This window comes from Streptomyces sp. NPDC002577 (genome assembly GCF_053594815.1).
Map to the genome: position 1 here is coordinate 168,501 of NZ_JBSFWK010000010.1, position 15,342 is coordinate 183,842.

9 protein-coding genes are annotated in these 15,342 nt (G+C 69.6%); 3 read left to right on the forward strand and 6 right to left on the reverse strand.

Annotated features, from left to right (window positions below; all coding sequences use genetic code 11):
• Nucleotides 1-201: 201 nt before the first annotated feature.
• Complete coding sequence (locus ACWD4J_RS16800) at nucleotides 202-1,191, forward strand: acetylxylan esterase (RefSeq protein ID WP_451396123.1); 990 nt, start codon at nucleotides 202-204, stop codon at nucleotides 1,189-1,191.
• Nucleotides 1,192-1,414: 223 nt separating this feature from the next.
• On the forward strand, nucleotides 1,415-4,069 hold the full coding sequence (locus ACWD4J_RS16805) for an ATP-binding protein (protein WP_451396124.1): 2,655 nt from the start codon (nucleotides 1,415-1,417) through the stop codon (nucleotides 4,067-4,069).
• Nucleotides 4,070-4,188: 119 nt separating this feature from the next.
• Here ACWD4J_RS16805 and ACWD4J_RS16810 read toward each other — a convergent pair whose 3' ends face one another.
• Nucleotides 4,189-4,956, reverse strand: a complete 768-nt coding sequence (locus ACWD4J_RS16810) for an SDR family NAD(P)-dependent oxidoreductase (RefSeq protein WP_451396125.1) — start codon at nucleotides 4,954-4,956, stop codon at nucleotides 4,189-4,191.
• 195 nt (nucleotides 4,957-5,151) lie between these two features.
• Here ACWD4J_RS16810 and ACWD4J_RS16815 point away from each other — a divergent pair, with 195 nt between their 5' ends.
• Nucleotides 5,152-5,664, forward strand: a complete 513-nt coding sequence (locus tag ACWD4J_RS16815; protein ID WP_451396126.1) for a MarR family winged helix-turn-helix transcriptional regulator — start codon at nucleotides 5,152-5,154, stop codon at nucleotides 5,662-5,664.
• Nucleotides 5,665-5,704: 40 nt separating this feature from the next.
• Here the strand turns inward: ACWD4J_RS16815 and sbnA are convergent, their stop codons facing one another.
• The 5 genes from sbnA to ACWD4J_RS16840 all read right to left on the reverse strand — a co-directional run bounded on the left by sbnA (nucleotide 5,705) and on the right by ACWD4J_RS16840 (nucleotide 15,061).
• Nucleotides 5,705-6,784, reverse strand: coding sequence for a 2,3-diaminopropionate biosynthesis protein SbnA (gene sbnA / locus ACWD4J_RS16820; RefSeq protein WP_451396127.1), 1,080 nt, complete (start codon nucleotides 6,782-6,784; stop codon nucleotides 5,705-5,707).
• A 181-nt stretch (nucleotides 6,785-6,965) separates the two neighbouring features.
• On the reverse strand, nucleotides 6,966-8,000 hold the full coding sequence (sbnB, locus tag ACWD4J_RS16825) for a 2,3-diaminopropionate biosynthesis protein SbnB (protein ID WP_451396192.1): 1,035 nt from the start codon (nucleotides 7,998-8,000) through the stop codon (nucleotides 6,966-6,968).
• 32 nt (nucleotides 8,001-8,032) lie between these two features.
• Nucleotides 8,033-9,037 carry a TauD/TfdA family dioxygenase gene (locus tag ACWD4J_RS16830; RefSeq protein ID WP_451396128.1) on the reverse strand — a complete coding sequence of 335 codons (1,005 nt, stop codon included), beginning with the start codon at nucleotides 9,035-9,037 and terminating at the stop codon, nucleotides 8,033-8,035.
• A 25-nt stretch (nucleotides 9,038-9,062) separates the two neighbouring features.
• A complete protein-coding gene (locus tag ACWD4J_RS16835; RefSeq protein ID WP_451396129.1) occupies nucleotides 9,063-12,335 on the reverse strand; it encodes a non-ribosomal peptide synthetase in 3,273 nt (1,090 codons plus the stop codon).
• A 140-nt stretch (nucleotides 12,336-12,475) separates the two neighbouring features.
• Nucleotides 12,476-15,061, reverse strand: coding sequence for a Pls/PosA family non-ribosomal peptide synthetase (locus tag ACWD4J_RS16840; RefSeq protein ID WP_451396130.1), 2,586 nt, complete (start codon nucleotides 15,059-15,061; stop codon nucleotides 12,476-12,478).
• Between the last annotated feature and the right edge of the window lie 281 nt (nucleotides 15,062-15,342).

The window sequence follows — 15,342 nt, forward strand, 5'->3', positions numbered from 1 at the left end:
GTGGCGGCAACTTAGGGGCGGCTTCGCGCGCTTGTCAATGGTGCTCACATGCAGGGACGTTGAACGAACCGTGTCCCAACTGCAACGTTTCAAGGAGGGGTCGGGTCTCGGGCAACGCTGTTAATCTCTTCCGGAAATTTTTGATCACTGACCGAAACGACCGGACGACCGCCCGCCGTCCCCGATCGCCTGCGAGGTTCCGTGCCCGCCTTCGACCTCCCCCCGGACGAGCTGGAGCGACACCGCCCCGCACTCGACGAGCCTGCCGACTTCGACGCCTTCTGGCAGGACACCCTGAAGCAGGTAGAGCAGGACGAAGCGCTCGTCTCGGTGCATCCCGTGGACAACGGCCTTCGGCTGGTCGAGAGCTGGGACGTGACCTTCCGGGGATTCGACGGCGAGCCGGTGCGCGCCTGGTACAGCCGCCCCGCCGCAGTGTCGGAGGCCCTGCCCGCCGTCGTCGAGTACGCGGGCTACGGGCGCGGGCGCGGCCTCGCGCACGAACGCCTCACCTGGGCCTCCGCCGGATACGCGCACCTGCTCATGGACAACAGGGGACAGGGCGACCAGTACGGCTGCGGCGGCGACACTCCGGATCCGCATGCCTCCGCGCCCGGCGGCCCGGGACCTGCCGCGCGCGGCCTGCTCTCGCCGCACGACTATCACTACCGGCGGCTCATCACGGACGCCGTGCGTGCCGTCGCCGCCGTGCGCGCACTGCCGGGCGTGGACGGCGCACGCGTGGCCGCCGTCGGCAACAGCCAGGGTGGCGGCCTCGCACTGGCCGTCGCCGGACTCGTCCCGGACCTGGCGGCGGTGGCGGTGAGTGCCCCGTTCCTGTGCGGCATCCATCGCGCGCTGAATCTCACGGACGCCGCTCCCTACGGTGAGATCTCGGCCTATCTCTCGGTACACCGCGAGGCCGTCGAAGCCACCATGCGCACCCTCACCTACATGGAGGGCGCCTCCTTCGCCCGCCGCGCGAACGCCCCGGCCCACTTCGGCGTCGGCCTGCGCGACACGGTCTGCCCGCCCAGCGGCGCGTACTCCGCCTTCAACCGCTATGGCGAACTGAGCGGCACCGACCCGTCCCGGGAGATGCACACCTATCCCTTCAATGGCCACGAGCACGGCGACGCGGTGCACGTACGCAAGCAGCTGTCGTGGCTGCGCGAGGTGCTGGGCGACTGAGACGGTTGTCGCCGGCGCGGCCCCGGATCATGGTCCGGGGCCGCGCCGGCCGAGAACTGGGGTGCGGTTTGACGGCCGGGAAGGGGGGCGCGCGCCGGTGCGCGGAGCAGCGCCATTACGCCAAGTCCGCCCCCGGGCGCAACACCCCTGTCCTCACAGCCCCTTGCCGGGCTACCCTCAATATCCCCACAACGTCCGTCCGTACCGGCCTCGTTGGGACAGCATGATCGCTACTCCGCTCGTTCAGCCGCCCACGCCGCCCCTCTTGCTCGAACGTGAGTTGGAGCTCGCCGCGGCCGCCCGAGCCGTCGACACCCTCCTGTGCCACGCTCGCCCCGAAGGCGGCGTGCTGGTCTATACGGGAGAGGCAGGAGTCGGAAAAACGTCACTGCTCGGCGCGGTGCGCGCCACCGCCGAGGACCGCTGCACGGTGTGGTCGGCTCGCGGCAGCCGAGCGACGACGTCCGTGCCCTTCCATCTCGTTCGGCAACTGCTGCACCCCGTACTGGACGGGCTCGCCCGGGACGAGGCGCGCGAACTCCTCGGCGAGGCGTACGAGATCGCGGGCCCAGCCGTCGGCCTGGCCGCCGCGAGCGGCCCGCCCACCTGCCCGCAGGCCGTACGCGAAGGCCTCGACCGGCTCGTCGGCCGTCTCGCGCTCAGCCACGGCCCTCTCGTGCTCACCATCGACGACGCCCACTGGGCCGACACCGAATCGCTGTCCTGGCTGGCGTCGTTCAGTACGTTCCTGTGCCGTCTGCCGCTGCTGATCGTCGTCGCACACCGCCCCCCGGAGCTGTACGGCAGCGAGCTTGCGCATCTCGCCGCCGTGGGAGAGGCCGCACGCCTGCGCGTCACCCTGCAGGCCTTCACGCCGGAGGCCACGGCGGAACTGGTGCGCGACGCGCTCGGTGCAGGCGCCGACGCCTCGTTCTGCCGCGAGGTGTGGGCGGTCACCGGCGGCAACCCGTACGAAACAGTCGAACTGCTGGAGAGGATCCGGGCCCGTTCCATCAAGCCCGTCGCGGAGTCCGCGGACCTGCTGCGAGGGATCGGCGCCACGGCCCGCGGTCGTGGGCTCATCGACAGGCTCGAGCAGATCGGCGCCGACGCGACCAGGTTCGCGTGGGCCGCAGCCGTGCTCGGCACGGACATCTCGCTGGAACTGGTGCAGAACCTGGCCGGGATGGCGCAGGCGCAGGCCGCCGACTGCCTGGCCAGGCTGCGCGCCGCCCGCATACTGACGGGCAGTGAACCGCTGGAGTTCGTGCATCCGCTCATCGCCACCGCGGTGTACCGCGCGATCCCGCCCGCCACCCGCACCGCGATGCACGGCCGGGCCGCCTGGCTCACCATCCAGGCGGGCCTCGGCCCCGCGGCCGCGTCCCGCCACCTCCTGGAGGTACAGCCGGACGACGACCCCGAAGTCGTACAGCAGTTGCGCGCGGCCGCCGCCGAACACCTCGCGGTCGGCGCCCCGGACGCCGCCCGCCGCTGCCTGGAGCGGGCCCTGCGCGAACCCCCGCACGCGCGCGTGCGCGCCCACGTCCACTACGAACTGGGCTGCGCCACCCTCCACACCTCGCTGCCCACCACGGTGCGCCACCTGCGCGCCGCCCTCGATCTGCCGGGCCTCGGCGACGAGCTGCGCGTCGACGCCACCTGCCTCCTTGCCCAGACCCTCGCCCACAACAACGAGATGCGCGAGGCCGCCGCCTCCGTCAAGGCCGCACTCGCCCACACTCCGCCCGGACTCGGACGACTACGCCTGCAGGCCGCGCACTTCATGTTCGAGGCGTGCCGCGGGGAAGAAGACGACGGCCCTGGCCGCTCACGGCGGCTGGCCGCGCTCGCCGACCACCTGCCGGGCACCACCAACGCCGAACGCGCCCTGCTCACCGTCCGCGCCTTCGACGCGATGCTGCGCGGCGAGGACGCCGGCCATGTCGCCGCCCTCTGCGACCGGGCCCTCGACTCGGGGCGCCCGCCGCGCGGCCTCGGCTGGACGGACACCGACTGGGGCTCCGAATACCCGGTGCTGATCGGCATCACCTGTACCTACACCGACCAGTTGGAGCGGGCCGAGGACCTCTTCACCGAGGCGCTGCTCTCGTACGAGATATCCGGCTGGAAAGGCGTCCATCTGGCCCTGGTGTACACGCTCATGGGCGGCGTGCACCGGCGCCGCGGCAGGCTGATCGAAGCAGAAACCTTCCTTCGGGAGGGGCTGCGCCATGCCGACCGGGTCGGGGCCGGCCTGCCGGTCCACTGGGACGCGGCGTGCACGCTCATCGACACCCTGCTGGCCCGAGGCCACACCGAAGAGGCCCAGCGGATCGCCGACGAGTGCGACTTCGAACCCCCGTACCCCGACCTGCTCGTGTGCCCAGACGTCCGCACCGTCCGCGGCAGGCTGCTGCTCGCCCAGGGGCGCCCGAAGGAAGCGGTCGCCGAACTGGAGGCGGCCGGAGCCGCCCTCGAGGCCCGCGGCCACCACAACACCGTATGCGCCCCATGGGCTCTCGAACTGGCCAGGGCTCTCGCCCGCGAGGACCCCGGCCGCGCCGCCTCGCTCGCTGTCAGGGCCCGCCAGAACGCAGAACGCCTCGGCACCGACACCGCCGTGGGCGAGGCCCTGCGCTGCGCCGCCGCTGTGGCGGGGCCGGACGCCGCCGCCCCGCTCCTCGCCCAGGCAGTCGAGCGCCTCGCGGCATCCCCGTCGGCGTACGAACATGCCCTCGCCCGCGTCGAGTACGGCCTGCTGACCCACAACCCCGCCGAGCTCCGCCGGGGCCTTGAGCTTGCCAAGAGCTGCGGTGCCGACACCCTCGCCGCCCGGGCCTCGAGGGCGCTCGCCGCGGAGCGGCCACTCACCTGAGGAAACGTTCAGCCCGCGCGGTCACGGGCAACCCAGTGGAATAGTGAACGCGTTGAGAGGAGGGCCCGCACTGGCCACGGCACCGCCGTCGTCCGTACCGGCCCTCCCGGTGCCACGCGTCAGACGGCGGCCCAGCCGTCGTCGACGGGGAGAATGGCGCCGTTGACGAAGGCGGCGGCGTCGGAGGCGAGGAAGACGATGGCGTCGGCCTGCTCCTCGGCCGTGCCCATCCTGCCGATGTTGGCGCCCACGAACTGGCCGACCAGCGCGGGACCGTGGGCCTCCGGGCTGGCATCGACCTGGATGCTGGTCGCCGTCGGGCCGGGGGCGATGGCGTTGGCGCGGATGCCCTGCTTGCGGTACATGACAGCGAGGTTCTTGACCAGGCCGACGATGCCGTGCTTGGAGGCGGTGTAGGCGGCGCCGGCCGCGCTGCCGCGCAGACCGGCCTCGGACCCGGTGAAGACGACCGAGCCGCGCGTCGCCGCCAGCATGTGCGGCAGCACGGCGCGGGTCAGCAGGAACGGAGCGGTCAGGTTGATGCGTATGACGCGCTCCCACTCGTTGTCGTCCGTCTCGCCCAGGGCCGACATGCGGTCCATGATCCCGGCGTTGTTCACGAGCACGTCCACGCCGCCGAACGTCTCCACGGCCGATGCGACGACCTGGTCCACCACCCGCTGGTCGCTGAGGTCACCGACGACCGCGTGGGCGTCGCCCCCGGCGTCCTTGATCGCCTTGACGGTCCCCTCGGCGCCGTCCCGGTTCAGGTCCGCGACGAGGACCTTCGCGCCCTCCGCCGCGAACTTCAGGGCTGCGGCCCGGCCGATCCCCGATCCCGCTCCGGTGACGATGACGCCGCGTCCCTGAAGGCCGGTGGTGCTCATGTGGTGCTCCTTGCTGTCGCGCTGTTGCTGCTCTGTGTGCTGCGTTGTGTGCGCCGGGCGACCCTCTGTGGTGCAGGAGAGTCGTCATGCGGGGGTCGCCTGCGGGGCGGGATGACCAGGCTACAACTCCATTACTTGAGTCAAGTAAGCATGGGGGCGTTAGTTGAGTCAAGCAAGTAATGTAAAATGTGGGACATGACCACAGCGCCGCGAGCAACCACCCCCGTCTCGACGGATGTGGCCGAGATCGAGCGAGCCCTCAGCCGCATCTCCTACCTGACCGGCCGGGTCCGGCAGCACGACCGCCTCATGGCCCTGGCGGGAGTGCCGCTCGACCGTGCCGCCGTGGCGCTCCTGCGGCAGATCTACGACGCCGCGCCCCTCCGGCCCAGCGAGCTGGCGGTCCGGCTGGCCGTGGAGGCGTCCCATGTCACCCGGCAGGTGCAGCAGCTGCAGAAGGCCGGTTACCTGTCCCGCGTCCCGGACCCCGACGACCGCCGCGCACAGCTCATCGAGCTCACCCCCCTCGGCCGCGACACGGTCGAACGCATCCGCGAAGCCAGTCGCCGGGGTATGGAGGGGGCGCTGGCCGCGTGGTCGCCCGAGGAGCTGCAGCAGCTCGCCACCCTGTTCCACCGGATGGTCGACGACTTCCTCGCCTACAAGTGGACCGGGGAGGAGGACGCGGACGCGCCGGGCGCCGGCTGAGGACGGCCCGTATCGAGGTCGACGGCGCCGACAAGACTCTTCAATTGCGGTCCTGGTGCTGGTGGCGGCTGCTGCCCCCGCTGTCGCCCGTCTGCAGGTGCTGCCGCGAGCCCCGCGACCGTGTCGGCGCCGAGTCGGCCGCCCGGACGCCGTCCTCCGGCTCCTCGGAGTCGAGTACGCCTTCGCCGTAGAGGTCCTGCAGCCAATTGGCCTGGTAGATGGTGTCGAGATAGCGCTCGCCGAGGTCCGGGGCGATGGCGATCGCGGTGAGGTCGCGCGCGTCGTTCTCGGCCAGCCAGCGCATCGCGCCGCTGACCACTGTGCCTGTGGAGCCGCCGAACAGGAACCCGCGTCTGGCCAGACGGTGGCAGGCTCGGATGGTGTCGGTCTCCTCGACGTAGATGACCTCGTCCACGTACGACTCGTCCAGCAGCGGAGGACGCATGCTCATGCCGAGACCGGGGATCATCCGGCGGCCCGGCTCACCACCGAAGATCACCGAGCCGACGCTGTCCACCGCGACGATCCGCACCGGCCGGTGCCAACGCCGGAAGAAGCGTGCGCAGCCCATCAGGGTCCCCGTGGTGCCGGCCCCGACGAACAGCACGTCGAGCCGCGGGAAGCGCTGCGCGATCTCCGGCGCCGTCTTGCGGTAGTGCGCCTTCCAGTTGCCCGGATTGGTGTACTGACTGAGCCATACGTACCGGTCGTCGGAGTCGACCAGCGCGCGGACGTAGTCGATCCGCGCGCCCAGGAAGCCGCCGTTGGCATCCAGGTCGGCGATGACGTGCACCTGGCTGCCCAATGCCTCCATCAGCAGCCTGGTCGACAGGTTGCAGCGGGAGTCCGTCACGCACAGGAACCGGTAGCCCTTGCTCGCCGCGATCATGCTCATCGCCACGCCGAGGTTCCCCGACGAGGACTCGACCAGGATCGAATCCGGCTTGAGCACGCCCTCCCGCTCGGCGGTCTCCACCATCTCGGTCGCCGCCTTCAGCTTGATCGAGCCGGCGAAGTTGAAGCCCTCGCACTTGAGATAGAGGGAGCGCCCGAAGATGGGCCGGAGGTCGACATAGAGCTGTGCTTCGTTAAAGGCATGCGGAGCGGATATGACAGGCACGATGGCCTCCTCATGTGCAACAGGACTCTTCCGAACATCCATCCGCTGTGGCGTTGCGTGTCGCGCTTGCTGGGCGAGACCTGTGTCCGAACCGAGTCGGCCGGGGGACCCCTGCGCGTCGTCGAAGGCCCGGACCGCGCTCCGGATGCCGGAGCCGGCGTGACAGGCCGTCGGCCGTGCATCATCCGTACCGGCGCAGTTCGTGGAAGAAGTCGTCGATGACGTGCAGCTCTCCGGAGCGGGCCACCTCGTCGTAGACGTACTTGCCGACCGCGAGGTCGAGCACTCCGAGGCCGAAGGGCGAGAACACCACCGTCCGGTCCGCGGGCACCTGCACACGTCCGGACATCACGTCGTCCAACGTGCCCTGCAGGAAGTCCCGGTCGCCCGTGAGCTGCTCGGCCAGATGCGGCGACGTGTTCGCCTTCAGACAGTGCTCGACGTCGTCGACGAAGTTGGCCGAGGCGAGGATGATCTCCGGCGAGAGGTCGCGCAGCGACACGTGCAGAACCACGGGATGGTGCGCGAACCACGCAGGGTCCGTGACGTGCGGCTCACCGGCGACGGTGGCGAAGACCACCAGGTCGCTGACGCGGATCAGCTCCTCGGCGCTGTCGTGCACGGTGATCCGGCCTGTGGTGCCCGACTGCTCGAGGTAGCAGCGGAAGCCCGCCGCGCTGTCGGCGGACACGTCGTGCACACCGATGTCGTCGAACGACCAGCCGCTGCCGGCCAGGAACGTGTGGATGTAGCGGGCGATCAGGCCCGTCCCGAAGAACCCGACGCGCGTGGGCCGGGGCCGGTTCCGGGTGAGCCGGTCGGCGGCCAGCGCCGCCGACGCCGCCGTCCTCGTGGCGCTGATGATGGAGCTCTCCAGGCAGGCGAACGGATAGCCGGTGTCGTGGTCGTTGAGGATCAGCACGGCCGACGCCCGCGGGATCCCGGCCTGCACGTTCTCCGGGAAACTGGAGATCCACTTCAGCCCGTCCACCCGTACGTGGCCGCCGATCGAGGCGGGCAGCGCGATGATCCGGGACGACGGCCGGTCGGCGAAACGCAGGAAGTACGACGGCGGGTTCACCGAATCACCGGCGCCGTGCAGCCGGTAGATGGCCTCGACCAGCTCGACGATCTGCTTCTCGCGGCCCTCCAGCACCTTCTGGACCTGGGCGCCGGAGATCACCGAGAAGGGGCGCACAGCGGTCGGCTCGGGCATGGCGGACTCCATTGCGGCGTAACGGACGGTGGTCATCGCGCGGTCACCTCGACGGTCGGCGAGCAGTCGGACAGGCGTACCGCGTCGGCCATCGCGACGAGCACGTCACGAGGCCCCTCGAAGGGCTCCCGGCTGTGCGCGCTGCGGATGTTGTCGACGAGCATCAGGTCGCCGGCCTGCCACGGCTCGCGGGCGGTGCCCGCCTCGTAGATCTCGTTGAGCAGCTGCACCACGTCCTCGCTGATCGGGTCGCCGCCTCCGAAGCGGGTGTTGAACGGCAGTCCGTCGGCGCCGTAGACCTCGACGAGGTACTCGCGGACCTCGGGCGCCAGTGTCCACTCGTTGAGGAACGCGATCTGGTTGAACCAGCAGCGGCGGCCGGTGACCGGGTGGCGCACCACGGCGCTGCGGAGCTGGCGCGTGCGCAGGGATCCGTCGCCCTGCCACTCGAAGTCGATCGCGTTGGCACGGCAGTAGCTTTCGACGGCGGTGCGGTCGTCGGTGCCGAACGCCTCGGCGACGGACGACCCGATCTCGTCGTTGTAGCTGCGCGTGAGCAGCCAGCCCTCCCGCTCGAACCGCTGGGTCAACTCGGCGGGCAGCGCGTCGAGTACGGCCGCCGCGTCGGCAACGCCGGTCGCCCCGCCCGCGGTGGGCGCGGTGAGACACGCGAACATCATCAGGCCGGGGAAGTCGAGCGTGTAGCTCAGCTCGTGGTGCATGCACATCGGCTGGTTCGGGGGCCACTGGGCCGAGGAGTACACGCCGTCGGCGTAGGTCTGCCGGGGCGCGAAGGCCTCCCTCTCCGGCATCAGACCGTTGCTCAGCCGCCCGAAGACGGCTCCGGACGCGGCCACGTCGCGCAGCCCGAGGCCGCGCACCAGTACGGCACCGTGCTCGGCGACCACGGCGCGCAGCGCGTCCCGGTGCTCGGTTGCCCAGGCCGGCGCGTCTCCTGAGGCGTCGGCCCGCAGGATCGGAGGTCTGCCCGGCTGCGACTCGACGTCGAGCACCGACTCCGGGGAGATGGAGGACATCGTCGTTTTCCTTTCAGCGTGCCGCTCAGGAAGAAGGCAGCAGTTCGACGGTGTGCAGCACGGCCTGTGCCGCCTCGCTCGGACAGGTGCGCAGGAAGTAGTGGCCGCCCTCGGCGAGCACGTGCAGGTCGACGTGGTCGGCCAGGAACTGCCAGTCGCGGTGGTGGAGCGGGTAGTCCGCCGTGATCGGGTCGTCGGTGGCGACGACCACGGTGACCGGCGCGGACAGCTTCACCGCCGGGGGAGTGTCGAGGAGGTCGGCGAAATAGCGGTGTGCGGACACACAGTCGTGCCGGTAGGCGGCACCGACATGGTCGGCGCGCTGCGCGTCCAGTTCATGGAGTTCGGTGTAGCCGCGGTCCGTGCTCAGCCGTGCGGCGATCTCGCTGTCGCTCTGCCCGGTCAGCTCGGTGACGGCGTCGCGCCGCTCGACGGCATCGCCGGGCAACTGGGCGCCGAGGAACACCCGTTGGACGCCTACTCCGCGCTCCTGAAGCCGCCTGGCGGTCTCCATGGCGAAGGCGGTGCCCGAGGAGTGACCCCACAGCATGACCCCGGTCAGGCCGCGCTCGGTGATCTCGCCGACGACCTGCTCGACCACGTCTGCCATCGCCGCGAAGGGCTCGCTCTCGGCGGCCACGTCGTGACCGGGCAGCTCCACGGCGTGGACCGCGATCCCGCTGCCCCGCAGCGCCTTGGCCATCGGCTGGAAATTGACCGCGTTTCCGCCGGCGTACGGGAAGCACACCAGGGCACCGGCCGGCGCGCCGCCCGGCTCCGACAGCGACTGAAGCAGCCCGGAGCGCCGGTCGGACCTGCCGTCGACCAGCGCGGCCAGATCGGCGAGGACCGGGTGACGGGTGACGTCCTTGAGGGACACCGCACGGTTCAGGGTGATCGCCAGCTTCACCGCGGACAGCGATGTGCCGCCCCGGTCGAAGAAGTGGTCCATCCGCCCGATCTGGGCCTGCGGGATACCGAGCACCTCCGCCCAGGCGGCGGCCAGCCGCTGCTCGGTCGGCGTACCGGGCGCGTGGCGGTCCTCCTCCACGGCGTCGAGTTCGCCGGCGAGCGCCGCCAGCGCCCTCTTGTCGGTCTTGCCGTTGGCGGTCAGCGGCAGACTCTCCCGCCAGTGGAAGGCGGACGGCACCATGTACTCGGGCAGAGATGCGCCCAGCCGGTTCCGCAGGACGTCGACGGGGAGCGGCTCCGGGCCGGAGTAGAAGGCCACCAGGTGCCTGCTCTGGCCGGCCCGCTCGGCAACCACCACCGCTCCGTCGCGGACACCGGGAACCTGCAGCAGGGTGTTCTCGATCTCGCCGATCTCGATCCTGAACCCACGGATCTTGACCTGGGTGTCGCGGCGGCCGAGGAACTCCAGCTTCCCCTCGGGCAGCCAGCGGCCGTGGTCACCGCTCCGGTAGAGCCGTGCGCCCTCGTGGTGCGGATCGGGCATGAACGCCAGCTTGGTGCGGTCGGGGTCGTTGACGTAACCGCGGCCGACGCAGACGCCGGAGAAGACGATCTCGCCGGGGGCGCCGAGCGGCACCGGGTTCAGGTGCTCGTCGACGACGTAGACACGCACGTTGCTGACGGGGGGACCGAGCGGAACCCGTTCGCGGTCCGGCACCCGGTCCATGACCTCGTGGTTGGTGTCGTCGGAAGTCTCCGTCAGGCCGTACGCGTTGACGAGCCTGATGCCGGGCTCGGCGGCGAACCAGCGCTGCGTGAGCTCCTTCTTCAGCGCCTCACCCGTCACCGACACGCACCGCAGATCCGGCAGTTCGCGCGGGTGCTGCTCCAGATACGTCAGCACGACCTCGAGATACGACGGCACGATCTGGAGAACCGAGACCCGTCCACGGGTGATCTTGTCGACGAACCGCTCGACGTCCAGGATCACGTCCTGTTCGACCAGCAGGGTGCGCCCCCCGACCAGGAGCGCGGAGACCAGTTGCCACAGTGAGATGTCGAAGCACTGGGGCGCGGTCTGGGCGACCACCTGCCCGTTGGCGATCTCCAGGTCGTCGATCTTGGCGTAGAGGTGGTTGAGCATGCCCGCGTGCTCGCACATCGCGCCCTTGGGTTCGCCGGTGGAGCCGGAGGTGAAGTAGATGTAGGCGAGTTGGTCCGGCGCGACGGCGACGCCGAGGTCGTCGTCGGCGTGGTCCTCGTCGCAGGCGGCGCCGATGACGAGCTTGTGGACGTCTGGCAGTGATTCGAGCGCCTCATCGAGGGAGCCGGTGCTGCCGGGTTCGGTCAGTACGATCCCGCACTCGGCGCGGGAGAGCATGGCCGCGATACGGTCGGCCGGGAAATGCGGCTCGATGGGCAGGTACACGCCTCCGGCCTTGAAGACCGCGAGGACGGCGGCCATCCAGTCCAGGTTCCGCTCGGTCACCACCGCGACGACGCTTTCGCGCCGCAGTCCCCTCGCGAGCAGGGCCCGACCCAGCCGGTTGGCACGGGAGTTGAGCTCCTGGTAGGTCCACTGCCGGTCGCCGTGCACGGCTGCGACGGCGTCCGGGCGTGCGCGTACCCGCTGCTCGAACAGCTCGTGCATACAGGCGTCCGGCAGGTCCCGGCGCGGTCCGGCGAGCCCTACGAGCTGGAACCGGAGTTCGTCCGCTGAGAGCAGGCTCTGCCGCCCGTGCTCACCATCCGGATCTGCGGCGATGAGCGCGAGCGCGGTGAGGTGGTAGCCGGCGATCCTGGCGGCGCACTCCGCGTCGAGCGCGTCGGTCCGGTACCGCAGGCGCAGCACGAGCCGGTCACCGTGGCGGGAGGCTCCCACCCACAGCACGGTGTCTCCGGTGAGATCGACGTCTCCGGTGGTGTCGCCACCGAGCCCGGTGGGATCGAACGCGATTTCGGCTGACGGTTCCGGCAGACCGAGTTCGCGCCTGAGATCGTCGACCGGAAAGTCCTTGTGCGACAGCAGTTCCGACGCGACCCGATGGCTGTCCAGCAGCAGTGCCCGCCACGATCCGGGTTCGGTCGTCAGCCGGAAGGGCAACGGCCGGCCGCCGTCCTTGGTCAGATAGCCGGTCGTGACCTCCTGCTCGCCGGACAACGCGGCGAGCACCTTGGCGTGGGCGGCCAGCAGCACGGAAACGAGCGGTATCGAGAGGTCCTGCGCCAACCGGTGCACCGCTCGCGCGACGTCATCAGGGACCGTCGCCTCGTGCTCGCCGACGCCCGGCACCGGATGGAGCGTCCACCGCGGGATCGTGGTGGATCCACCGGCGAGGAGCACACCGCGCCAGAACTCCCGGTCAGCATCCACTCGCGTTGCCATCGATCCGTCCCTCTCCGCTCACCGTTGACACCGTGTCGGTCGCCGCCGGTCTGGGCGGCTTGGCTGTCGTCGTCTCCCGGGCAGAACGGCGGGCCTGCTGTGTCGTCCAGCCAGGTGCGCCCGCCACCGAGACGGTCCCGCTACCCCGTCTGCCCCAGTGCGGCAGGCAGGCGGGGTGCGTCTCGCATCTCCGCGGCAGGGTTTCCACCCCATCGGGCGTGCTCTGGGACTTCCTCGCCCTTCATGAGAAAGGAGTCGGGGGCGAGCACTGCGCCGTCGCCCATCGTCACGCCGTAGTGGACGTGGGCAGCGACACCGAGCGTGCAGCCGTCGCCGAGCGTGCTGCGGTCGGACTTGAACGTGCCGTCCTCCTGCGAGTGGCACTGGATCTTGCTGCCCGCATTGAGGGTGCAGTCGCTCCCGATGGTGGTCAGCATCCGCTCGGTCAGATAGCAGCCGTCATCGAAGACCCGGCTGCCGATCCGAACCCCCAGCATCCGCCAGATCACATTCTTGAACGGGGTTCCGTTGAATACGTTGAGGTATTCGTCGGGCACCTTCCACACGCGCTCGTGCCACCAGAAGTACGGGTCGTAGATGGAGCACAACCGGGGGCGCAGCCCGCGGAACGCCAGGATGGCCCGCTCCACCAGCACGAAGTAGAGGGGGGTGAACGCCAGGGAGAACACAACGAATGCCGCGACCAGCACGTGCCCTAGAGAATGCTTGTACAGGTCGACGTCCGCGAGGGCGATCAGTGCGAGCACGAAGACGTACAGCCACCGCACAAGCAGGTGGAAGACCATCGACGTGATGTTGTAGCGGTTCTTCGCGGCGAGATTGCGGCGCAACTCGTCCCCGGTCCGCATGTGGTCGAACCGCGAGTCGCGCTCCACCGAGCGGGGAATCTCGAAACACGGCGAGCCGAGCAGACCCACCCCCTCGCGTACTTCGCCGTCCAGCGGCACCATGACCTTCGTCGCGAGGAGACAGTTCTCGCCTGTCTTCGCTCCTGACGGAAAGGCGATGTTGTTCCCGAGGAAGTTGTGCGCCCCGATCGATGCCCGGGACACGCGGAAAGACGTGCTCGAGAAGTCGGCATTGACGATCGAAAGACCGTCGGCGACCATCGTGCCGCTGCCGACGGAGCACAGATACGGGGTCTCGTGCCCCACCTCCGTGCCGAAGTTCGACCCGGTCTGCTCGACCCGGGACAAGTCGTATCCGAGGCCGCGCAGATAGTGGACGATGTAGGAGCTGTCACCGAAGAGCCATTTGAAGAACTTCACGTTCGTCATCCGCGTGATCGCCCGGTGCGTCGAGTAGTGAAAGCCGTACAGCGGATAGACCTTGTCCGGCTTGACGAACAGACTCAGCAGGCGCGGAACGGTGAACAACATGACGAGGCCCAGGAAGACGAAGCCGAAGAACATCGCGGCGGACACCATCAGCGCGTCGATATAGAGCTCCCCCGACGTGAAGCCGGCCGCGCCCGGGCGCAGCCGCTCGCTCAGCACCGGGACCTCTGTCAGCAGCATGTACAGTCCGCCGACGGCGAGCGGCACGGCGAGGAGGAACAGCTGACCCGCGGTGACGAGGCCGAAGCCGGCCCGCCGCAGCGTGCCGCACTTGGCGGGCGGGACCCTCACATAGTCGACCTCCGTGGGCTGTGCAGGGGAGCCGTGCCACCGCTGACCGTCCGGGACCGCCTGGCCGCTGTGCAGTGAGGACGTGTGGCCGAGCTGAGCCCCGTCACCCATCGACGTGTCGATGTCGATCACGGTCTTCTCGCCGATGAACACGTCCCGGCCGAGGGTGACCGGGCCCGTCTGGATACGGCCGGCATGCGCCCGGTAGCAGAGGAAGAACGAGTCCTTGCGGATCACCGTGCCGGCGCCGATCGTGAGCAGGTCGGTGCAGACGGGCACGTGGTGGGAGAGGATCGTGACGCCCTTGCCGATCCGAGCGCCGAGCGCCCTGAGGTACAGCACATACAGGGGATTGCCGACGAAGAAGACCATCGGATTGGCGTGGAGCAGCACCTTCACGGTCCAGAACCGCAGATAGGTCAGGCCCCAGACCGGGAATTCGCGTGTCTTCCACCGGCCGATCAGAATCCATTTGGCCACGACCGGGAAGGTGCACAGCGCGACGAAACCGATGCCGCCGAACACGACCGACCGCAGGTAGATCTCGGTCAGATTCGCGCCGGCGGCTATCCATGCGTAACCCCGGGCGGTGACAAGCGCGGCCAGAAACGAATATCCGAGGAAAAGCAGCAACTGCAACGCTCCGCAGATGACGTACTGCAGATTGCCGGCCGGTTTCACCACGTCAGATGACGCCGCGCCAGCCGAGCTGACGGGGGCTGGGGCGTGGGCGGCATCGGCTGGTGCGGCCGGTGCCGCCTCGGTCAGCGCCGTGGCCAGGCTCCGGATCGTCGGATGACGGTAGATGTCCTTCATCGAGACGGACGGCAGATCCGCCCGCTTCCTGACCCGTGCGCAGAACTGAGCCATGACCAGAGAATTGGCACCGAGGTCGGTGAAGAAATTACTGTCGACCGACACCTGCTCGACACGCACGACGCCCGCCAGCACTTCCGCGAAGTTCCTCTCGGTGGCCGTCGACGGGCCGTTGTCCGGCGGCGCGACGATCGTACTGCGCTCGGCCACTGCAGATTCATCCGGCCCGGTCGTCAAGACCTTGGCAGACTTCTCCACCATGCAAGCTCCCTGAGGAATCTCGACCACCATCGGCCGGATGACCGACGCTCACTGTCCTCGCGCTGAGCGATGAACGGACAAAGCAATTCAGAAGGAATCGGAAGCCGAAGCCACGAGGTCGTGGCTCATTGCCTCCGCGAAAGCATTGCCGTCAGTTTCCGTCGTCCATGGTCGGGGTGCCACTCGGCCTGGACCGGACTGGATCGCGCCGTCATCGCACGGAGCCCTGTCGCTGTGGCGGGTCGACGCTGCTCAGGCGCCTCATGGCAGGGATGGCAGCC